Raw genomic sequence first — 21,346 nt, forward strand, 5'->3', positions numbered from 1 at the left:
CGCCAGACTAACCGGTTGTCTATAGGTCATGGTTTAACTGGAACATCAAAACGCCAGCCGCAACTGCAACGTTAAGTGATTCGGCGTCCCCTTTGATTGGGATGTACAAATTAGTCGTGGTGGCCGCCATTAAGTCGGCTGACATCCCCTGACCTTCATTGCCCATAATCAACCCAAAATCGGCCTGATTGGTGACGGTTTGGTAGTCCTTGGCCTGTTCATCAAGTGCCGAGCCGTAAACTGGCATCTGACGGTCTTTTAACGTTGTAACCCATTCAGTTAAATCACCTTCAGTTAATTGGACGTGGAACTGACTACCCTGCATCGACCGGATCACTTTTGGTGTGTAACGACTAGCCGTTCCCTTACCAAAAACAACGCCCTTAAAACCGGCTGCATCCGCCGTCCGAACCATCGTGCCAATGTTACCAGGATCTTGAATTCGATCTAATAACAGCCAAGCCCCGCTCACCGTATCTGGGGTGACGTGGTTAGCCGGTAAAATATCGATCACCGCAAAGATGCCCTGAGGCGTTACTGTATCTGATAATTTTTTAGCGATTTCATCATTGATCTCAAACTGTTCAACGTTATTAGGAAAATCAGCTTGATGTTGTTCAAGTTGGGCTGCCGTTGCCGCAATTTGGACGACTGGTTGGCCTGCCGTAATGGCATCACCAACGATGTGCCAGCCTTCAACGAGGTATTGGTGGAATTTTTGATGACCCTTTTTAGTGGTTAAATGTTGCCATTTTTTAACCTTTGCATTTTGAATCGACGTAATTGTTTCAATCATATGTGGTGTCGTCCTTCCGAATTCTGTAGAATACTATTATATAGTAACACGCTTTGGAGGTGAGCATATCAAATCAGTTGTAATTTTAGTGACCGGGCGGGTTCAAGGCGTCGGTTTTCGTTGGGCGACTGCTCGAGTTGCTGCCCGTTATCACGTGACGGGCTGGGTTAAAAACAATCCCGATGGCAGTGTCACCATTCGCGCCCAGGCCGACCAGCAACCCATCCTCGACCAATTCATCGCGGCGATTAAGCGGTCCCCAACCCCATACGGCCATGTAACGGAGCTGAAAGTCCAACCGCAACCGGTTGAGTCATTTAAGAAATTTCGCATTACCGATTGAAATACCCGCTCATATCAAGTAATATTTATCCTGTTGTTATCTTTAGTGTTCGGCTTAAACGTTACCCCGAGCCTATTGAACTTACTTATTTAGAAGGGGATTGACTGGAACTCAAATGAAATCAAAAAGAAAATTACAGTTAGGTCTGGCACTCCCAGCCCTACTCCTGTTGCTCAGTGGCTGTGTCCGCCGTACGAAGAGTGGTAAACCCTACGGCATGGTTTACGACTACCTCGCCGTTCCTGGTCAACACGTCATGGAATGGTTGGCACACCTGTTAAATCACTCCTATGGCTGGGCCATCATCGTGGTCACGGTGGTCGTTCGGATGGTACTGTTGCCACTCATGGTCAAGCAGCTCCGAAGCTCAACCGTGCAACAAGAAAAGATGTCGGCCATTCGCCCACACATGTTAAAAATTCAAAAACGGCAAAAAGAAGCAGCAACCCAAGAAGAACAGGCTGCCGCTGGTCAACAAATGATGCAGTTATATAAAGATAACGGTATCAGCATGACTGGTGGGATCGGTTGTTTACCATTACTGATCCAAATGCCAATTTTCGCCGCCCTTTACGCCGCCATTCAGTATTCACCAGAATTATCCTCAAGTTCCTTTATGGGGATTCCGTTGGGGAAACCGTCAATTCTTTTGGCGATCCTCTCCTTCGTGGTTTACCTGCTTCAAGGCTACCTTTCAATGATTGGGATGCCACCAGAACAAAAGAAGCAAATGCGGATCACCTTGGTCATCAGTCCAGTGTTCATCTTATTCATCACGATGCGCGCCCCAGCTGGTTTAGGTCTTTACTTCTTCATCGGTGGGATCTTCGCCTGCATCCAAACGCTGATCATTAACTTGTACCGGCCACGGATTCGTCGCGAAATCGAAGCTGAAATGAAGAAAAATCCGCCAAAGATCGTCGAAGAAGCCCCAGTTGCTGAACCAGCGACTGCTACTACTACTGACGATGCAGCGGCAACAACGGCTTCACAACCCAGTCAAGCTTCAACGACTAATACAACTAATCGGAATCGAAATCGGAATGCTGGTAAACAACAGCACCACCCACATAACGATTAAGCTTATTCACAACTCATAAAAAACGGGACTTACGATTGCGGCCTTCTTCGGTCGTAATCGTAAGTCCCGTTTTTTATGCTTGCTGTCTGGTAATTAAATTTTGCCCGATGCCTAACGCATATAAAATCATTGCGCCCCATGGTAACCATTGAATCAAAAAGGTACCAATCGTGGTCACGATTGATGTTACTGACGTCACCGTTGCGGAGGCATTTTGTAACATTGCGACACTCATCAACATGGTGAACAGGGCAACGAGAACTGCCCAACGTTTTAGTTTTTGGCCACCGCGCCGGTGATGGGTCAGTCCCTTTACGAGCCCACCCAACACGCAAGCAACCCCGATGCCTAATGCGCCTAGTCCAAGCACGTAGAAATAACCATTCAGCCCTAAATTCGTCGTTTCAAAAATTGAACTTGCTTGGCTACTAGTCACAAAGCCATGACGCCCAATTAGATAGATGATCAAACTCGGAATCACCAAGATGCTCCCAATGCGAAATTCACCGTTTGACATCAAATTTAATTTTGGTCGATGTGCCTGCTTTGTCGTTGCTTGAGGTTGTTCCTCGTGATCTGTGAAATGCGGTTGTTCGAGTTCAACGTCTGCTTCAGGACGCTCCGTAAACTGACTTCTAATTGATTCGGCTTCCCACGTATGTGGCCGATCCTGCTGAGTCGTCTGTTTGCCCCACCATTTAGTTCGTCCCGTCAATAACGGGAAACCATAGCATAAAATCAAATAAATGGCGAAAATCCACCACCGAAGGCCATTGAAGACCAACGATAACCCATACGCCACCAACAACCCCCACACGTTTTGTTCAAAAAATTCTCGAACCTGTTGTAGGTGTTCCCGGCTGGGTACCAAGCCACGCCGCCAATCGGCCCCTACCGACCGCTGACGCTGTGTTCGTGATGTCGTCTCCGAACTTGTCGCTTGCGCCTGACTTCGGGTCTGGCGACTCTGCGTTGTTTCAGTTTCAAGCGGTTCACCACACTGCGGACAGTACGGCAATGCTTCTTTAAGTTCATAACCACAATTCGGGCAAATCTCCCGTGTCATGCTTCGTCACTCCGATCTAATCAATAGGTCTTAATTCTGTAAGTCAAGCATACCCTATCTGAGTTAATTTGCCGTTATTTGGGGCTAAAATTAAGATAAACGCAAGTTACTGTCTGGCTACGTTTGTGTCCAGCGTAAGTGTGCGGAGCGAGGCGGTTAGAAGGTGGAGTGTAAGCATGACCCAGCGAAGCTACCGGGTTCGGGTAGGTTGGCTGGGTCATGCTTACATGCAACCTTCTGCCTCGCGCAGCACTATTCGGCGCGGTGGCCAGAAAGCACGTGGTTGACAAGTTTCTATAACTTCAGAAGCCCCGGAAATAACAGTTTAAGTGGCGCCGAATTTTGTAGCCTGAGAGCGCCGGTTTTCATGCGGCTTTGGCGAGCGAAGCTGTGACAAACAGCCAACACCCAAATCACACTCAACACTTACGCCGGACACAAACGTAAGCAAAAAAGCTGAGCCAACAAACAACGTCAGCTCAACTCCAATAATCTAGTTATTCATCATCATGATGCTCTGTATCAGAAGCCCGGTAAACACCAGGAATATCGGTTGATTCAGAAGATTCAGTCGACGCAGTTGGATTCGCACCTAAGTTGGTAACTGGTGCTTCAGCAACGCTTCGTTCTTCTTCGTCCTCTTCTTTAGCATGATCCAGTTGAATCTTTTCGGTTTCAGAAATCAGTGGCAGTTCAATTTGGAAAATCGAACCTGCTCCAACGGCACTTTCAATGCCAATCGTGCCCTTGTAGGCTTCAATCAACCGCTTCGCAATCGATAAACCTAAACCGTTACCGCCCTTATTCCGACTCCGCGCTTTATCGACCCGGTAGAATCGATTGAAGACCCGGTCCATATTTTCTTGAGAAATCCCTTCACCGAAATCTTGAACGGCAACCTGTACTGCTCGGCCACTTTCAGAAAGTGAAACGTGAATTTCGTGCCGGTTCACCGAGTATTTAACGGCGTTATCCAGCAAGATAATCAACACTTGCTCAAGGTGGTTCCGGTAAATTTGTGAGTAGGCATGCCGTTTGACGTCATCATCCAAGATAAACGTGAAATCTGGATGGATCATCTTGAAGTCGTTAAAGACTTGGTTAACCACTTCTTTGACGTCCGAGGTTTCATGATTCATCGTAATTTCAGCTTGTTCAGCCCGGGTGAGGTCTAACATTTCGGTGACCAAACTCTGCATCCGCTTAGTTTCTTGCATCGAAGCGTTCAGAGATTCATTCAAAATCTCCGGATCATCCTTCCCCCAACGCTGGAGCATCTCAATATGACCCTGAATCACCGCAACTGGTGTCCGCAATTCATGAGAAACGTCCCCAACAAATTGCTGTTGCTGATCAATATAGCGTTGCATTTGATCCAGCATATCGTTGAATAAGTTGCTTAAATCCGATAGCTCATCGCCGTGAGTCGACGCCGGTACCCGTTCATGAGATTGAGGATCTGAGCGCACCGCCAACATCGTTTGGTTCAACGCGGTGATTGGCCGCAACAGGTACGCTGCCAATACATAGCTAAAGACGGAAGCTGCAAATACCGCTGATACCAGCAGGACTAACAAGATCAAAATAAACCGTTGTCGTGCTGCCTTATACTCGCCCATGGAATTCGTCACTTGCACGTAACCCAAAAGTTCATGCGTTTTGCTTGAATAAACCGGCGCTTGACTCACCAAGCCGTTAAACCCGCTCGTTTTAACTAACTTCATGCGGCGCGTCTTGGATAGCTTCTCATTCTTGAGTTGATTTTCACGTGATGTAAAAATTTCTTGTTTTTTGGCATCAAATACCGTCACACCGGTACTATCTCGAGAAAGATCCGTAATCACGGTATTTTGATAAATATTCGTGCTCTCCTGAATCGACCCACTCGGCTCATTCAATGTTGGTTGTAATGCTGTCCCAACCGCGCTAGTCGTGAAATGGCCTTGTAGGTTATCTACCCGACTTAAAACCGTGTCAACCGTACTGTTTACATGCGATTTTTCTTGTTGAAGCAAGACCCCCGAAAGGCCCTTGAACAACAGCAAGGAAAAGACTGAGAAAATGATAAAGACGCCGACAGCTGTGCCGAGCGCCCATTTCCACTTTACTGATAATCGACGCTTTTTAGCCGTTGGAGCCTGAATTGGTGTCTCGCTCATGAACGCATCACGTACCCAGTACCACGAACGGTTTGGATGTAGCTCTTTTCACCCGCCCGGTCAATCTTGTTTCGGAGGTAACGCACGTAAACGTCAACCACGTTCGTTTCAACTTCGGATTCGTAACCCCAAACCTTGTTTAATAAGACGTCACGCGCCAAAACAACGTTCACGTTTTCCATCAACGTTAACAGTAATTCGTATTCGCGCTTCGTCAAGTTGATCACTTCATCGCCACGACGAACGACCCGGTTTTCCTTTTCAATCGTCAAGTCCTTGTAAGTGACCGTGGTCTGCTTAAAGTCCTTTTGTTCACTTTCGATATGGATCCGCCGCAACAGTGCCCGAACTCGTGCCAATAATTCTTCAATCGCAAATGGCTTAACGATGTAATCATCAGCACCATGATCAAACCCAGAAACTCGGTCGATCACTGAATCCCGTGCAGTCATCATGATAATTGGGGTGCTCTTGACTTCGCGAATTCGACGAGCAACATCGATCCCGTTCAATTCTGGCAACATTAAATCAAGCAAAATAACATCAAAGTCTTCAGCCAATGCGGCATCTAACCCTGTCCGACCGTTAAATTGAACTTCAGTCTCGTAACCTTCATGCTTTAATTCCAATTCAACAAACCGTGCTAAGTTCTTTTCATCTTCAATAATTAAAATTCGACTCATTTTAAACGAACTCCTCATAACCAAATTTTTTTACGTTTTAATGTGAAACGCCGACAGTAGTTAAACCAGTGCTAATTACTGCTCAATTTATGACCCGATTTAGCATCGTGACCGTTAACCGAATCGTCTCATCAAGCTACACGATTCTATTAATAGCCACTTGTCTAAATTCTAATCTCGACTGACCGTAAAAAACAGCGATTTCTTAGACTCTCATATAGAGAGAATACGTCTAATTGCAATTCTCATAATACCATATTAACGGGCTTTACCACAACGATGATGTGAGCTGAATTCTCATTTTTTAACGGTTTTACGCTGAGACGTTTAATTTAATCCATAATCACCAGTTTTTTAATTTGAAAATAATCATTACTCTTTCTTAATAGGATAAATTTTTGAAAAGAATTATGATTGCTCAAAAAATCACTTGAACTTTTGGAAAACCTGTGTTTAAATAACATTGTGAAATCATAAACGAGAAAGAGGTTATTTTAATTATGAAAGCAGCAGTTGTACGTGATTCAGTAGATGGCTACGTTGATATCAAAGATGTTACCCTTCGTCCAATTCACCACGGTGAGGCCTTAGTTGACGTTGAGTATTGTGGATTATGTCACACAGATTTGCACGTTGCCGCTGGCGACTTCGGCGCTGTACCTGGCCGGATCATCGGTCACGAAGGTGTCGGAATCGTTTCACAAGTTGCCGATGACGTTGAAAACTTAAAAGTTGGCGACCGGGTCTCAATCGCTTGGTTCTTCAAGGGCTGTGGTCACTGTGAATACTGTTTAACGGGTAACGAAACCCTTTGTCGTAACGTCCAAAACGCCGGCTTTACTGTTGATGGTGCCATGGCACAACAAGTTATCGTTGATGCTAACTACGCCGTTAAGGTTCCTGAAGGCCTTGATCCAGTCGAAGCAACGTCATTAACCTGTGCCGGTGTTACCATGTACAAAGCTTTAAAAGTTGGTCAAACTAAGCCTGGTCAATGGGTTGAAGTTGTTGGTGCCGGTGGTTTAGGTAACTTGGCTATCCAATATGCTAAGCACGTCTTTGGTGCTCACGTTGTTGCCGTTGATGGGAACGAAGATAAGTTAAAGGCTGCCAAGGATAATGGCGCTGATATTTTAATCAACCGTCACACGCAAGACGTTGCTGAAGAAATCCAAAAGCAAGTTGGTGGGGTCCACAACGCGCAAGTTACTGCCGTTAACAAGTCTGCCTTTACCCAATCAGTTAACGCCTTACGTCCAGATGGCCGTTTGGTTGCCGTTGCTCTTCCTCAAGGCGATATGGAATTAAACATCGCCAAGACGGTGCTTGATGGGATCCAAGTTGCCGGTTCACTTGTTGGGACTCGTCAAGACCTTGCCGAAACCTTCCAATTTGGTGCCGAAGGTAAGGTTCACCCTATCGTCCAAACTCGTCGCTTAAGCGAAATCAACGACATCATTGATGAAATGAAGGCTGGCCAAATCGTCGGCCGGATGGTTATCGATTTCACTAAGGAATAAATTTAAACTTCGGATAAAATCGATTTAAGTCGTAGTTCTCATTCTGGGAATTACGGCTTTTTTGGTTTCTATTTTAGTCCTATTCAAAGTGCCCTCAACCGATAGTTGCACTTTAAATTTTAAATGTGCTATAGTTAAAGCATTACATAAGAAAAGAGGCTTAACAATGGCTGAATACACGGTTACGCTCAGCGAAGCTGACTTAAACATGATCAAGGACTGTCACTCAAAGAACCCTTCAATCATGAAATCACTTGAAAACGCTAAGAAGAACGCCTAACCCCTCTTCTTACCGGATCAAAGTAAACGTCCCTAACCACGGTTATGTACTGGTTAGGGACGTTTTTTGGCTACTCACTGCACGTTATATTATCGCACTGCACGCTGTCACTTGTGTCCAGCGTAAGTGTTGGGTGCGATTTGGGTGCGATTTGGGTGCGATTTGGGTGTTGGCTGTTTGTCGACGCTTCGCTCGCCAAAGCCGCATTGAAAAGTGCTCGTTCAGGCTACAGAATTCGGCGCCACTTAAACTGTCATTTCCAGGGTTCCTGAAGTTATAGAAACTTGCCAACCACGCGCTTTCTGGCCACCACGCCGAATAGTGCTGCGCGAGACTGAGAGCTGCATGTAAGTGCACTTCGATAAAACCGCCAGACCCGGGCGCTTTCACCGAAGTACCCTTACACTACGCTCTCAACCCGTCTCGCTCCGCACACTATCGCTGGACACAAGCGACAACAGCTATCAATAAAAGCTATTAACATACAATATAGAACAATTTCTGATTTCTAGGTAATCAGCCAACTTCAAAAATTTATAATCCTTTAGACAACAAAATAGACAACAAAAAAACACCCAGAGACCGCGGTTCTCATGGGTGTTTTTTCAGTTGAACTAGTTGTTAGTCTTAACAACTTGACGGCCGTCGTAGAAGCCGCAGCTAGGGCAAACAACGTGTGATTGACGTAATTCACCGCAGTTTGGGCAAGCGCTCAAGTTAGGCACTTGCAACTTAATGTTTGCTCGACGCATCCGTTTCTTCGTCTTCGAAGTTTTACGTGCTGGTACTGCCAAAACAAACACCTCCTTTGAAATTTAATAATTTATCCACTAGTGAAAAATTTTTAAGTCTTACGCGATTTTAGTCCTTCTTTGAGTCATCTGAATCAAAGAAATTCTTCAACTTTGCAAGACGTGGATCAACAGTTTGAGTGGTCTCCGCTTCGGGATCCGCTTCACCTTCGATTGAAACCGTCCAGCCTTGGCCTTCTGGCAACACGCCGGTTGCTTCTTCCTCTGGCGTCAACACTTGCATTGGAATCTGCAATAACAGGTTATCTGCAATTGCTTTATCCACATCGATCACATCATCAGTAACGACCATGACCACGTCGGTCTTCTCATACCGGTTTAACCCTGCCTGACTGGCAATGTAAAACTCGGTGATGTCAAACTCAACAGGTAAGGTAACGGGTGCCAAGGACCGCGTCGATGGCACTGTCAGGGTTGCCTTAACGTGTGCAACTAGCATCACATCTCCGCCAGTTTCAACACTTGCAAGCCCACTGATGTGAACCGGGGTTACGTCAAGCACTTCGTCCGGATAACGGTCCATTAAGGCCGCCTTTAAATCCAGAACGTCGTCGAATTTCAACGGTTCATGTCGATAGTCTTTTTGTAACTCGGATAACGACAATTTCAATTCAAATATCCTCCTAACGCAACTTTATTATTATACCGATACTATTTTAGCTTGTCAAGGTAATTTGCTTGATAGTCTTTTATAGATTTAACAAACTACCCTAACGATTAATTTTCAAGTCGAATCGGGTGTTGCAACTGATCTTGATTGATGCCAGTCACCAGTTGCCGTAACTCACCGGCCTGCCCATCAAGCGCGTAGGGTCCTGTTAACCAATCATCCGTCACCCGGGTGATCAACGGTACCGGTGCCGTTTTTTTAACTTGGTTCAAATGACGTTGGCCGCGCTGGTTAAAGCCTAAAACTCGGATATAGCGTAACGTGGTCGGCAACTGGTCTTGAGTCACCTGCATTAACACGTAGACACAGAGACGTTGCAGCCGAGCGTAAGTAAATCGCTTTGTTTTCGCTAACCGCAAAAAATCAGCGAAGCTCGTCGCCTGCATCGCCGACCGCTTCAATCGGTACTCAATGCCTTCGCTCATCTGGTACAATCGTTGTAACTGTTCAATTGGTTGACTCACGAGTTGATATCGCAAGTACGGCCAATAAGTATCCCACGAGAGCAACGTCTCAGCCTGTAACGCTTGATACGTTGTTGGCGGTACAATGCGCTCAACCGTTGACCATTGTCCATTCGCAATTGCTGCTCGAATAGCTGCGCCACTCGCAATGCGCGCGTCATCCGCCACGGTTTCTGCTTGGTGATCACTCGTCTGGCGTTGAATCGGCAACATCGTCATGGGTTGCGCCAATTGCTGGTTCGCCACAACGTAGGTAAACCCCAAGATATCATTTGAAGCCCTTAAATTGAGCCCTGTTTGCTCTTGTAAGTAATCATTGAACAGCGTTGGGTAAGTTTCATCAAACTGCTTAAAATGGCTTTTTTCAGCAATCGGTTGGTGCGCAGCCAACTTGGCAAAATCCAGCTCAGGATGTTCCGCACCAAATGCCAAGGTTTCACACCCTAACGCTGCCAAAATTTGGACCGCTCCAGCGGCGAATAAGTGTGCGGGTTGCACCGCAAACTGAAACGGTAATTCAACCACTAGGTCAACACCAGCCGCTAACGCCAGCTTGGCGCGCTGCCACTTATCCAATAGCGCTGGTTCCCCACGTTGCATCCAATTACCGCTCATGACAACGATCGTCAAATCTGCCCTACTTTTCGCTTGCGCAGCCCGCAATTGATAGGCGTGACCGTTATGAAACGGATTATACTCTGCAATAATCCCTAGTGTTGATTGCGCCATGTTACCGGGCTCCTTTTTCACACACGAAGAACCACCGGGTCGTGGTTTCAGTCACTGGTTGTCGGCCAAAATCAGCTGTAACCTGAACGGCTGAAAACCCTGCTTGCTGTAATAGTCGCTTGTAAGTCGCCAGTGAGTAGGTGCGCTCATGGTGCAACTCAGCAACCTCATCGTAAGCCTGCTTAGCCTCATTATACGTGAAGAACGTCAGGTCATGATCAACTGAATGGGGATCTTCTCCTGCCTCACTCGACCATAAGAACGCCTGGTCTTCATCCCGGTAATTAAACATGTACCCTGGATAAACAACGTCCGTTTGGTACGGACTGATCACGTCAAACATAAACTGGCCAGTTGGTGCCAAATGCGCCGCAACCTGCTTAAACGCCTGTAAAAGCGCCGTTTCATCCGGTAAATAACAGAATGAATCCGCGAAACAGGTCACCGTTTGATAAGTGGCTAATTCGCTGAGATCGAGCATGTCACCTTGAATTAAGGGTAACTCAACGTTTGCTTCTTGCGCGTGTTGGTCCGCTAAGCTCAGCATTTCATCTGATAAATCAAACCCAGTGACGTTGTAACCGGCCTTTGCTAACATGACAGCTAACCGCCCCGTCCCACACGCCAATTCTAAGATTGGGGCTTGTGGCGTTGCTAACTCACGTTGAACAAATCCAAGCCAGTCATCGTATAGGTCCGGATCAAATAGCGCATCGTAAAGTTTGGCAAAGGTCTGATAAATCATGCTTCGACCCAGTCAGTTAAGTCAACGAGTGGTGCATCTGACCATAATTTTTCTAGGTTGTAATGGCTACGTTCCTCAGTTTGGAACACGTGAACCATGACGTCGCCTAAATCGATCAGTACCCAACGGGCTGCATCACGGCCTTCGATCCGCTTAACAGTGATACCAGCATTTTCGGCTGCTTCTTGAACACTATCGGTAATCGCTTGAACTTGACGACCAGACGTTGCATCAGTAATCAAAAAGTAGTCAGTAATTAAACTAACCCCTTGCATATCTAACGCCATCAAGTTTTCGGCGCGTTTATCTGAAGCCGCTTTAACGGCAATTTCTAAAATTTGTTTGCTATCCATGTGGACACTCCTTAATTAATCTAATTGACTTTGTGGCACCCAAGCGTTGTATGTTGCCAGCGTCTTAGGGTAAACCGGTTGATTGTTGGCAATCAGGTAGGCCAAGGTATGCTTCGTTTGATAAGCCACCGCTAAGGCTAGATCCTGATCCGTCAATAAACGGGCTTGTTCAACACCGTCAAAATCCCGACTCGGTTCAATATAGTCTGCCATGTAAATAATCTGCGCCAACGGGGTCATAAACCGGTTTCCGGTTGTATGATACCGAACAGCATCTAAAATTTCCTCATCGTAAATGTGAAGTTCGGCTTTAATAAAGACGGGACCGACCACCCCATGCCAAATGGCGTTGTTCCAGTTCAATAGATCTGGATCTAATTGATTGGCCTTGATGGCGTCAATAAAATCTTGATCTGGCCGTTGCTTGGCGTAGTCGTGGACTAACCCCGCAATCGACGCTTTTTCCTGATCAACGCCATACTTGGCTGCCAGACGGACGGCCGTTGCTTCAACCCGTTGCACGTGCGCAAATCGCGCTGGCTTTAATTGGGTTTGAATCTTCGCCAGTAGTTCATCACGCGTCATTGTCGTAATTTGATCTGAATACCTCTGCTCATTAGTCACGGTATAATTGTCGCTCCTTAATGTATTTGGCAACCTGATCTGTTACAAAGTACTTAATGGACTGGCCATGTTTGACCCGGCTTCGGATCATGGTCGAACTGATATCGATCAGCGGCACATCGACCCAAAGTACCGGATACGGCGAATCCACCGGATAGTTTTCTCGGCGAACTCCGACGAACTGGACTAACTTGACCAGTTCATCAATGTGTTGCCATTTCGGCAGGTAGTTCACCATGTCGCCACCGATAATAAAGTAGTACTTGTTTTCGGGATGCTTTTGCGTTAATTCTAACATCGTATCGTAGGTATAACTCAACCCGCCGCGTTGAACCTCAGTCAACTCTAGACCAAAATTCTCGTTTGAGGCAATGCTATCCGCCACCATATTGACGCGATCATCGGCATCGATCGCCAACTTTCGGTCAACGTGTGGTGGTGTCGCATCGGGCATGAATAACACCCGATCTAATCCAAGCTGCGTCATCACTTGATCCGCAATGATTAAATGGCCAAGGTGAGGTGGATTAAAGGTGCCACCCAAGATGCCGATCTGCTTGTTGCTGACGCTCGCTGCAAGCTGCTCGACCACCTCAGTATTCGTACGTTCCAGTACTTTTACCATGCTGATTCTCTCCTTATTAGCGCGTTAAATTAAAGCTTCATGACGTTTAACGACACGTCTTGGTACTTTTCTTCGCTTGCTGGTTGGAATAACACCAACACACGACCAATCGTTTGAACAACTTGAATGTGGGTGTTGTCCTCAATGTAGGCCTGAACTTCAGGTACGGTCACTTCAGCTGCTTGTTGTAAGTTGATCTTAATGAGTTCCCGCTTTTGAAGTGCCCCATCCAGTTGTTCTAACCAAGCTTGGTTTAACCCGTTTTTACCAACTGAAAAAATGGGGTGTAAGTGGTGAGCTTGCGCCCGTAAATAACGTTTTTGTTTGCCCTTTAAATCCAAATTCATTCTCCTTTAATTACCTAAATCATTGCTTTACGCACGACAACGCCAACGCCAGCTGGTGCATAGCCCGCAACAACGGTGCCAGCTGGAACGGTGATCCAACCAAGGCCTTCAAACACCAAGTCACTCTTTTCAGTGATCTTGAATTCGTGACGGGTCAGTGGCGGTAAATCATTGTCTGCGCTGTTAGGTGGCGTCAATAAATCCCCCACGTGCTTATCATAGAACTGGTCCGCATTCGCTAACTTCGTTCGGTGGAGTGGTAAGTTGTTTTCAACAAAAATCGTGAAGCCATGCTTTGGCCCACTCACATAGTCAAACCGCGCAACCCCAGCTAAGAAAATCGTTTGTTGATCATTTAACTGGTAGACCTTTGGCTTGATTTGTTTTTGTGGCGCAACGATTTTGAGATCCTTACCCGTTAGGAAGTGCGCCATCTGTGATTGATGAATGATCCCGGGGGTATCCACTAAGACGTGATCATCACCCAACGGAATCTCAATTTTATCCAACGTCGTACCAGGGAAGCGAGAAGTGGTAATGACGTCTCGCGCACCCGTGTTTTGACGAATAATTTGGTTGATCAGCGTTGATTTACCAACGTTAGTGACCCCAACGATGTAGACGTCACGGTCGCCCCGGTATTTGTCTACCTTTTGCAAGAACTGATCCACTGAATGGTTAGTCTTGGCCGACAAGAGTGCGACATCAACTGGCCGAAGCCCCTGTTCATTTGCGCGTTGGCGTAACCAATCACGCAGTTTTGAGCGCTTGAGTGATTGTGGCAACAGATCTTCCTTATTGCCCACCAATAACACGGGGTTGTCACCAACGAACCGGTGAAGTCCCGGAATAATTGACCCATTGAAGTCAAAGATATCCACGACGTAAACAATCAGTGCGTTAGCATCCTGAATCTGCGTTAATAACCGTAAAAAGTCATCATCAGTCAGGCCAACGGGAACGATCTCGTTATAGTGGCGGAGTCGGAAACAGCGTTGGCAGTAAAGTTCGCCGCTAGCAAGCCCCTTTTCCAAAGCCGACTTAGGGGTATACCCTGGTGCCGTCTGGTCAGTGGTTTGAATCTGCGCCCCACAGCCGATACAAAATAGGTCTTCGCCGTCTACTTGTACTTCATTAGTTGTGTTGTCCATTAATTAATTCCTTTCGAAACTTGAGTTCTGGATGCCGGTGCTTTAATGCCCGCATCACAATTTTTTCCAATTGGCGGTTAAGCTTCGTGGTCCAAGCGTCGCTATCAATAATTGGCTTAACCAAAATGCTACGTACCCCACACCCGTTTGAAGCTGCCACATCGGTCATCAATTGATCACCAACCATCACCGCTTCCTCAGGTTGAACGTGATATTGTCGCAACGCCCGTTTCAGCCCAAATGGTAACGGCTTTAACGCTCGTGAAATATAAGGTAGTCCCAGTGGTGCAACGGCCTTTTTGATCCGCTTATGTGAATTATTAGAGACCACCACAAGCTGTATTTGTTCACGCGCTAAGGCCGTCATCCACTCTCGTAAAGCCTCAGTTCCGTACGGATTATTCCACGCAATGAGGGTGTTATCTAAATCCGTAAAGACGACTTTCACGCCAAGCGCTGTTAAGGTCTTAGGTGCAATATCGTAAGTTGCCCGAACCATCCAGGTTGGGGTAAATCGTGCTAGCATTGGCAAACTCCTTTATGCATTATCGGCTTCCATTATACGCAATTAAATCGGCTTTTCCTATTGAAAAGCGCTGTAACCGTCTAATCAGTTCGTCAAACTCAATTGCGATTAAACGACCTCTCTAAAACGACAGGCGTTTCTTGCCACCACCAATAACGCTTATTTTCATCTATCCATTATTGTAATTGTTTCCTATTATAGCTTATATCAGCTTCAACTGTGACCCTTAATCATCAAAAAAACGAGGTTGGAAATTATACTCTCCAGCCTCGTTTCAGGGTTAAAAATTATAAAGCCTTTTTAGCAGTTTCTGCTAATGCCTTGAATGCTTCGGCATCGTTAACAGCTAAGTCAGCTAACATCTTACGGTTAACTTCAACGTTAGCTTGCTTCAAGCCAAACATCATCTTGCTGTAGCTTAAGCCGTTCAAACGGGCTGCAGCGTTGATCCGTGCAATCCAAAGACGACGGAAGTTACGCTTGTTAGACTTCCGATCACGGTAAGCGTATTGGTAACCCTTCATAACTTGGTCCTTAGCAACCTTAAACAAACGGTGCTTTGAACCACGGTAACCCTTAGCTAATTTAAGAATCTTTTTGTGACGTGCGCGTGTAACTGTTCCACCTTTTACTCGTGGCATATTGAATTCCTCCTAATACTTACGGTCATCATCGTTTTAAAAACGATTAATCGTTTCTGGTTTTAAACTATCCGAATTACTTTTGTAGTAATTGACGGTAAGTTTTCTTAATCGTGTTTGATTCCATCATGGAAGTCCCACGTAATTGACGACGTTGCTTCTTGGTCTTACCGTGGAAACGGTGACTCGTGTAAGCATTCGCACTCTTGATGCCGCCCTTGGCAGAAACTTTAAAACGCTTGGCAGCAGCGCGGTTTGTCTTCATCTTTGGCATAATCGAAAATCCTCCTCAAATACTATACAACTAGTTTTCGTTTTTTGGTGCAAGCATCAAAAACATGCTACGACCGTCCATTTTTGGACGTTGTTCAACGGTTGCAACATCGCTTGTTTCTTCAGCCATCCGGTTCAAAACTTCGCGGCCGATTTCCTTATGGGTAATCGCGCGGCCCTTAAACCGAATTGAGACACGAACTTTTTCGCCCTTAGCCAAGAACTTCTTAGCGTTCTTAAGCTTCGTGTTGAAGTCATTCGTATCAATCGATGGACTTAAGCGAACTTCCTTCACGCTAACGACCTTTTGCTTCTTACGGGCTTCACGTTGCTTCTTTTGCATCTCGAACCGGTACTTCCCGTAATCCATGATCCGGGCAACTGGTGGCTTTGCCTTTGCGGCAACCAAAACAAGATCCAAGTTAGCATCTTCAGCCAATTGAAGCGCATCCCGCTTACTCTTAATGCCAAGTTGTTCGCCATCTGCAGCAATCAACCGAACCTCGCGAGCGCGTATTCCTTCGTTAACCATCATATCGTTTGCTATGGTCATTCACCTCCGAGTGAGTTTGAAAAATAATCAAACGTAAGTCCCACCTAAATAAAAAACGGGTGCTAACAGCGCACCCGTTAAATATCCGAACTAAAAAGTTCGGTTTATTTACGTATCAGCCCAGCAGCGTTAGCCACAAGGCGAGAAGCGGGTGCTTCTACTTACATTTATCAACTCAACTAGAATACCATGTATCCTAATCTCTGTCAACGGTTGTTACTTCAAAAGCTCACGAATAAGAATTATAGCCCATTCTCTCCCCGTTGTCGACCCTTTTTTAGAAAAAGCAAACAGTCACTATCAGAAATGATTATGCCAACGTTTGTGTCCAGCGTAAGCATCATTGATGTGAGTTTGTGAAATGTGATTTGTGTGAACTGACGATTCCGGCCAGCGACTAGGTTCCAGCTGTGGGGCCGGCCTGAGCCAAAGGACGGTCTCAGCCCTCAAATCGAAGCCTCGCCAAAAACCGTGCGAGTCTTCAATTTGTCCCCGATAATTGGCGGTTGTCGGAAGTTCGTCAACAACCACCAATTATCGCGACACAGCTTCCACCTAGTCGCTGACCGGAATCTCACATTGCGCAATTCGGCACTATCGTAGAACATCTCAAAACGCGTTGAACGGTAACGTCATCTTATCAAATCAACATAGACGTGACGGTCAACTGATGAAGCTCGGCATCACGCAACCGTTAGTTCATTGCGGTTACTGAACATTGACCACAATTGCTTCTGCAGTTGCCGAGTTATTGTCTAACGTTGCCGGTACACAGTTTCGTCAACTTCAATATGTGACGGTCAGCGGTTCTGGTTGACAACAGCGCACCATGTAGCGGGAGGCGGAGGCGCGCGAGGCTCAGCAGTGTCGGTATGACTTAGGCAGTCGTGCCCCGTGGGGTTCGGGGTGCGAGTGCCTTAGTCATACGCGGGTCCGGAGAGATCCGGCATGGAAGTGATTTTCTTCCATTCCTAGCTCGTAGGCCCGCTACTGCGTTCCAGCCTCGCATAGCGCCGGAGCCTCCCGCGGCATCCTTCACTATCAGAAAGCCAGAATTATTTCACAAACTGAAAATGCTTACGCTGGACACAAACGTACCCCAAAAAAAGCCAGTCACCTATTCAGCAACTGGCTTCTTACTATTATATACGATTAACGATATCGTTAATTAGTTGTTACTATAGTTAGCAATGTCCTTCAAAACAACATCTTCGAAAGCATCCGCACTCATAGTAGCACTGTCTTGTTCGCCGTATTTACGAACACTAACTGCTTTGTCGGCAACTTCTTGATCCCCAACAACTAACGTGTATGGGATCTTGTGAGTTTGCGCATCACGGATCAAGTAGTTCATCTTTTCGCCACGGTGATCAACATCGGCCCGAACGCCAGCCTTCAACAATTGCTTGCGAAGTTCATCAGCGTATGCGCCGTGCTTGTCATCGCTAACTGGGATGATCGTGACTTGCTTAGGTGCCAACCAAGTTGGGAAAGCGCCCTTGTAGATTTCAGTCAAGTAAGCGATGAACCGTTCCATCGTCCCAACGATCCCACGGTGAATCATAACTGGGCGGTGGTCTTGACCATCAGCACCCACGTAGCTCAAATCAAATTGATCTGGCAACATGAAGTCTAATTGAATAGTTGACATGGTTTCGTCGTTCCCAAGTGCCGTCTTCGTTTGGATATCCAACTTAGGACCGTAGAAGGCAGCTTCCCCTTCGGCTTCGTAGTAGTCCAAGCCAAGGTCATCCATGGCACCCTTCAACATGCTTTGGCTCCGGTTCCACATTTCATCATCATCGAAGTACTTTTCAGTGTTCTTAGGGTCACGGTATGATAACCGGAACGTGTAATCGTTGATGTTGAAGTCTTTGTAGACGTCCATGATCAATTGCAAGATCTTCTTGAATTCATCTTGAACTTGTTCCAAAGCCACGAAAGTGTGGCCATCGTTCAAGGTCATTTCACGAACCCGTTGTAACCCACTCAAGGCACCTGATTTTTCGTAACGGTGCATCATCCCAAGTTCAGCGATCCGTAATGGTAATTCACGGTATGACCGGATGTGGTGCTTGTAAACTTGAATATGGCTTGGGCAGTTCATTGGCCGTAATTCCAACATTTCACCGTCGCCCATGTCCATTGGTGGGAACATGTCTTCACGGTAGTGTTGCCAGTGACCTGAAGTCTTGTAAAGGTCGAGGTTAGCTAAAACTGGCGTGTAAACGTGTTCGTAGCCGTCACCCAATTCCTTGTCGATGATGTAACGTTCGATCGTCCGACGAATGGTAGCACCGTTTGGCATCCAGTATGGCAAACCGGCACCAACCTTAGGATCAACGAAGAACAAGTCTAAGTCGTTCCCGATAACCCGGTGGTCACGTTCGCGGGCTTCTTGGCGGGCTTGTAAGTCAGCGTCCAAGTCAGCTTGCTTGAAGAAAGCCGTCCCGTAGATCCGTTGGAGCATTGGGTTTGATGACTTACCTTCGAAGTAAGCACCGGCAACAGACAAGAGCTTGAAGAACTTGATTGCGCCAGTGTTGTCAAAACTAACCCCACTTGCCAAAACAGAAACACCATCAATTTCGTAGAAGTCAAAGGCATCAGCATCGCTGTCTTCAACGATCTTAGCTTCAAACTTCGTTCCAGCCAACTTCTTCAAAGCAGCGGCTTTATCAACTGATTCATGCTTAACGTCTAGCTTTTGGTTGATTAAGCCTTGAACCTTATCAGCAATGGCTGGTAATGAATCGGCACTCACTTGGCCGTCAGCCTTATCAGTATCGATGTAGAAGCCGTTTTCGTCGCCAGTTTCTTCACCAAATTCAATTTCTGGGAAGCTTTGCTTCAACGCAACCTTCGTTAACAAAGCAACGGATTGACGCAACACGTTCAACCCATCTTCGCTGTTAGCGGTCACGATTTCAATCTTACCATCGTGCTTCAATGGTGCATTCAAATCAACTAACTTGCCATCCAACTTACCAGCAACGGCTTTTTTAGCCAAGCTGATTGCGATTGATTGCGCAACGTCTTTTGCAGTTGCGTTTTCATCAAACTGCTTTTGATTACCATCTGGGAATTGCAGTGAAATTTCTGCCATATCTCGTTTTCTCCTTTAAAATTACTGTCAAATGCCGAAGTCACTCTCGAATATGTGGAACAAAAAAAGTCCCGGCATGCACAAATAAACTTGTACATACCGGGACGTCTTCTACGCGGTTCCACCCGAACTTTGTCTGGGGCAAGTGCCACCAAACCTTCATTCAGCGATAACGGTGCTACCGATGTGGTATTAGCCACCACACATTCGAGAAAGTGGTAACTCAAAGTCGCTCACAAAACGCTTCCAGAAGTGGCGTTTCTCTCTTGGAGAGCTCGTAGAAGTCATGTCTTTCAAACATTTAAAGTCTTAATTTATGATTACAAAACTCATTAAACCACGCTGAAATTGATTCGTCAAGAACCCGTTTCATTTTTTCGTGATTTATTTTGGTCGTCGATTCGGGCCAGCCATCACAACTTCCCGGGCTAAAAAGCGAACCCGTTCCATTAACCGTTTCGCCTTAACCGGCTCTACATCGCCATTTGTCGTTTGTGCCAAATGCTCGTGTTCCAACTGATTCATCGAGAAATTCGACGAGAAAAAGGTCGGTAATTCATTTTGCATCCGATATTCCAAAATGACGCCTAAAATGTCATCCCGGATCCAAGCCGACATCGCATCCGCCCCAATATCATCAATCATCAAAATTGGTGATTTTTTAACGGCATCCATTTTTTCAGCAACCTGATTATTCCCAATGGCACTCTTCATCTCGACCGCAAAACTCGGGAAGTGCACTAACGTTGTTCGAACGTTATTATCCGCTAAGTAATTGGCAATGGCACCCAATAAGTAGGTTTTGCCAATTCCCAAACTGCCATACAGATAAAGCCCCTGATGAAAATGTTTCCGATCAGCGATATAAGCGTCAATAAACGCCATCGCCTGATTAGCTGCGGCCATTCGCCCGGTACCCTGCTGGTCCTCATCAGGTTCAAACTGGTCAAAGGTGGCGTTTTTGATCAACTTGGGCATCATCACCGAACTGACTCGTTTTCGGGCAGCCTGTTGTTTCAACTTAGCACGCTGATCAGCAGTCGGTTTATAAGACACTTCAATCAAGTGGTCGTTCAAAACCAAGGTTGGTTCATAGCCAGGTGCAAACGTTGGTTCACCGTTTTCGAGTCGGTGGCGTTCGTTCACAAACTCATACAGTTTCGCTGATGAACGATCAATCTGGTCGTTCGTCAATTGGTCACGATGTTGCTCTAAAAATGCCTTGACCGTTGGATCTTGATAGACCGATGCCATCAGCCGTTGATAATTTTCGTTGAGCTGATGTTTATCCATATACTGACGCATCGCATCACTAATATTTTCCACCCTAGTCATCTCCCTTCGACCGTTGTTTTAACCGGTTAAGCCGTTCCTTAAATTCCGCATTCCGATCACTCACTTCTTGTGCCGACTGTTTCGGTGGCTCATACCCCTCTTTAGCCCAATCCGGCAACGTTTCCTTTACATTCCGTCGCTTACCATTAGCCCGATTATAGGACTTACGCTGCTTTGGCTTAGCTTTTTCCAAATGCCATTCGTGAATTTGAATCACAGCTTCTTCCGCGGTTTTAACCCCGCGTTCAGCCCAGCTATTCGACGTCGTATCGACTGGTCCCTGCAATAAAGTTGAAAAACCCCGGTCATTGAGAATGTAGTAGATCAAAATATTGATCACTGGTACAGGAAGTTTGCCACGATCTAAGAGCTGTTCCACGATGCGTTGTTCACCCGAAACGAGATCACTGTGCTTTTCTTCGTGAAGCTTGCTTAGAAAGGTGACCGGTGTAAACGCGTTGGCA

23 protein-coding genes and 1 other annotated feature are annotated in these 21,346 nt (G+C 46.3%); of the genes, 3 read left to right on the plus strand and 20 right to left on the minus strand.

Annotated features, from left to right (window positions below):
* Positions 1-19 precede the first annotated feature (19 nt).
* Positions 20-793 carry a TrmH family RNA methyltransferase gene (locus ACYVR3_RS04530; protein WP_461243302.1) on the minus strand — a complete coding sequence of 258 codons (774 nt, stop codon included), beginning with the start codon at positions 791-793 and terminating at the stop codon, positions 20-22.
* Positions 794-863: 70 nt separating this feature from the next.
* On the opposite strand from ACYVR3_RS04530, the gene ACYVR3_RS04535 reads away from it, so the two are divergent.
* Positions 864-1,139 (plus strand): acylphosphatase, encoded by a 276-nt coding sequence (locus ACYVR3_RS04535; protein WP_461243303.1) that lies wholly within the window; start codon positions 864-866, stop codon positions 1,137-1,139.
* Between the two features lie 115 nt (positions 1,140-1,254).
* Positions 1,255-2,220, plus strand: a complete 966-nt coding sequence (yidC, locus tag ACYVR3_RS04540) for a membrane protein insertase YidC (RefSeq protein WP_461243289.1) — start codon at positions 1,255-1,257, stop codon at positions 2,218-2,220.
* A 73-nt stretch (positions 2,221-2,293) separates the two neighbouring features.
* On the opposite strand, the gene ACYVR3_RS04545 is transcribed toward yidC, so the two are convergent.
* The 3 genes from ACYVR3_RS04545 to ACYVR3_RS04555 form a co-directional block, all read right to left on the minus strand.
* Entirely contained in the window at positions 2,294-3,286 is a 993-nt protein-coding gene (locus ACYVR3_RS04545) for a hypothetical protein (RefSeq protein ID WP_461243290.1), read from the minus strand.
* 497 nt (positions 3,287-3,783) lie between these two features.
* Positions 3,784-5,445: an ATP-binding protein gene (locus tag ACYVR3_RS04550; RefSeq protein ID WP_461243291.1), complete on the minus strand. Its 1,662-nt coding sequence runs from the start codon at positions 5,443-5,445 to the stop codon at positions 3,784-3,786.
* Positions 5,442-6,128, minus strand: a complete 687-nt coding sequence (locus tag ACYVR3_RS04555; protein WP_054737253.1) for a response regulator transcription factor — start codon at positions 6,126-6,128, stop codon at positions 5,442-5,444. The genes ACYVR3_RS04550 and ACYVR3_RS04555 overlap by 4 nt, the downstream gene beginning before the upstream one ends.
* A gap of 500 nt (positions 6,129-6,628) precedes the next feature.
* Here ACYVR3_RS04555 and adhP point away from each other — a divergent pair, with 500 nt between their 5' ends.
* The gene (gene adhP, locus ACYVR3_RS04560) at positions 6,629-7,648 is read left to right on the plus strand and encodes an alcohol dehydrogenase AdhP (RefSeq protein ID WP_057152169.1); all 1,020 of its coding nucleotides are present in this window, start codon (positions 6,629-6,631) and stop codon (positions 7,646-7,648) included.
* A gap of 894 nt (positions 7,649-8,542) precedes the next feature.
* Here adhP and rpmF read toward each other — a convergent pair.
* The 16 genes from rpmF to ACYVR3_RS04640 all read right to left on the minus strand — a co-directional run.
* Positions 8,543-8,722: a 50S ribosomal protein L32 gene (gene rpmF, locus ACYVR3_RS04565; RefSeq protein WP_054737252.1), complete on the minus strand. Its 180-nt coding sequence runs from the start codon at positions 8,720-8,722 to the stop codon at positions 8,543-8,545.
* 67 nt (positions 8,723-8,789) lie between these two features.
* On the minus strand, positions 8,790-9,350 hold the full coding sequence (locus tag ACYVR3_RS04570) for a YceD family protein (protein WP_461243292.1): 561 nt from the start codon (positions 9,348-9,350) through the stop codon (positions 8,790-8,792).
* A gap of 107 nt (positions 9,351-9,457) precedes the next feature.
* Entirely contained in the window at positions 9,458-10,603 is a 1,146-nt protein-coding gene (locus ACYVR3_RS04575) for a nucleotidyltransferase (protein ID WP_461243293.1), read from the minus strand.
* A gap of 1 nt (position 10,604) precedes the next feature.
* Positions 10,605-11,348, minus strand: a complete 744-nt coding sequence (locus tag ACYVR3_RS04580) for a class I SAM-dependent DNA methyltransferase (RefSeq protein ID WP_461243294.1) — start codon at positions 11,346-11,348, stop codon at positions 10,605-10,607.
* Complete coding sequence (rsfS, locus tag ACYVR3_RS04585) at positions 11,345-11,701, minus strand: ribosome silencing factor (protein WP_054737249.1); 357 nt, start codon at positions 11,699-11,701, stop codon at positions 11,345-11,347. The genes ACYVR3_RS04580 and rsfS overlap by 4 nt, the downstream gene beginning before the upstream one ends.
* Before the next feature lie 15 nt (positions 11,702-11,716).
* Entirely contained in the window at positions 11,717-12,325 is a 609-nt protein-coding gene (gene yqeK / locus ACYVR3_RS04590) for a bis(5'-nucleosyl)-tetraphosphatase (symmetrical) YqeK (protein ID WP_461243295.1), read from the minus strand.
* Positions 12,318-12,950 carry a nicotinate-nucleotide adenylyltransferase gene (locus ACYVR3_RS04595; protein ID WP_461243296.1) on the minus strand — a complete coding sequence of 211 codons (633 nt, stop codon included), beginning with the start codon at positions 12,948-12,950 and terminating at the stop codon, positions 12,318-12,320. The genes yqeK and ACYVR3_RS04595 overlap by 8 nt, the downstream gene beginning before the upstream one ends.
* Positions 12,951-12,979: 29 nt before the next feature.
* On the minus strand, positions 12,980-13,297 hold the full coding sequence (gene yhbY / locus ACYVR3_RS04600; RefSeq protein ID WP_156301810.1) for a ribosome assembly RNA-binding protein YhbY: 318 nt from the start codon (positions 13,295-13,297) through the stop codon (positions 12,980-12,982).
* Between the two features lie 14 nt (positions 13,298-13,311).
* The gene (gene yqeH, locus ACYVR3_RS04605; protein ID WP_461243297.1) at positions 13,312-14,448 is read right to left on the minus strand and encodes a ribosome biogenesis GTPase YqeH; all 1,137 of its coding nucleotides are present in this window, start codon (positions 14,446-14,448) and stop codon (positions 13,312-13,314) included.
* The gene (locus ACYVR3_RS04610; RefSeq protein WP_461243298.1) at positions 14,432-14,974 is read right to left on the minus strand and encodes a YqeG family HAD IIIA-type phosphatase; all 543 of its coding nucleotides are present in this window, start codon (positions 14,972-14,974) and stop codon (positions 14,432-14,434) included. The genes yqeH and ACYVR3_RS04610 overlap by 17 nt, the downstream gene beginning before the upstream one ends.
* 287 nt (positions 14,975-15,261) lie before the next feature.
* Complete coding sequence (gene rplT / locus ACYVR3_RS04615; protein WP_054737245.1) at positions 15,262-15,615, minus strand: 50S ribosomal protein L20; 354 nt, start codon at positions 15,613-15,615, stop codon at positions 15,262-15,264.
* Between the two features lie 76 nt (positions 15,616-15,691).
* The gene (rpmI, locus tag ACYVR3_RS04620) at positions 15,692-15,889 is read right to left on the minus strand and encodes a 50S ribosomal protein L35 (protein ID WP_054699968.1); all 198 of its coding nucleotides are present in this window, start codon (positions 15,887-15,889) and stop codon (positions 15,692-15,694) included.
* 30 nt (positions 15,890-15,919) lie between these two features.
* Positions 15,920-16,441: a translation initiation factor IF-3 gene (infC, locus tag ACYVR3_RS04625; protein WP_054737244.1), complete on the minus strand. Its 522-nt coding sequence runs from the start codon at positions 16,439-16,441 to the stop codon at positions 15,920-15,922.
* Between the two features lie 41 nt (positions 16,442-16,482).
* Positions 16,483-16,610: a sequence feature (ribosomal protein L20 leader region), on the minus strand.
* 999 nt (positions 16,611-17,609) lie between these two features.
* Entirely contained in the window at positions 17,610-19,547 is a 1,938-nt protein-coding gene (thrS, locus tag ACYVR3_RS04630; RefSeq protein ID WP_461243299.1) for a threonine--tRNA ligase, read from the minus strand.
* Positions 19,548-19,931: 384 nt separating this feature from the next.
* The gene (gene dnaI / locus ACYVR3_RS04635) at positions 19,932-20,873 is read right to left on the minus strand and encodes a primosomal protein DnaI (RefSeq protein ID WP_461243300.1); all 942 of its coding nucleotides are present in this window, start codon (positions 20,871-20,873) and stop codon (positions 19,932-19,934) included.
* A 1-nt stretch (position 20,874) separates the two neighbouring features.
* The coding region (locus tag ACYVR3_RS04640) for a DnaD domain protein (protein WP_461243301.1) at positions 20,875-21,346 on the minus strand (472 nt) is incomplete at its 5' end.

The organism is Secundilactobacillus muriivasis (assembly GCF_054785195.1).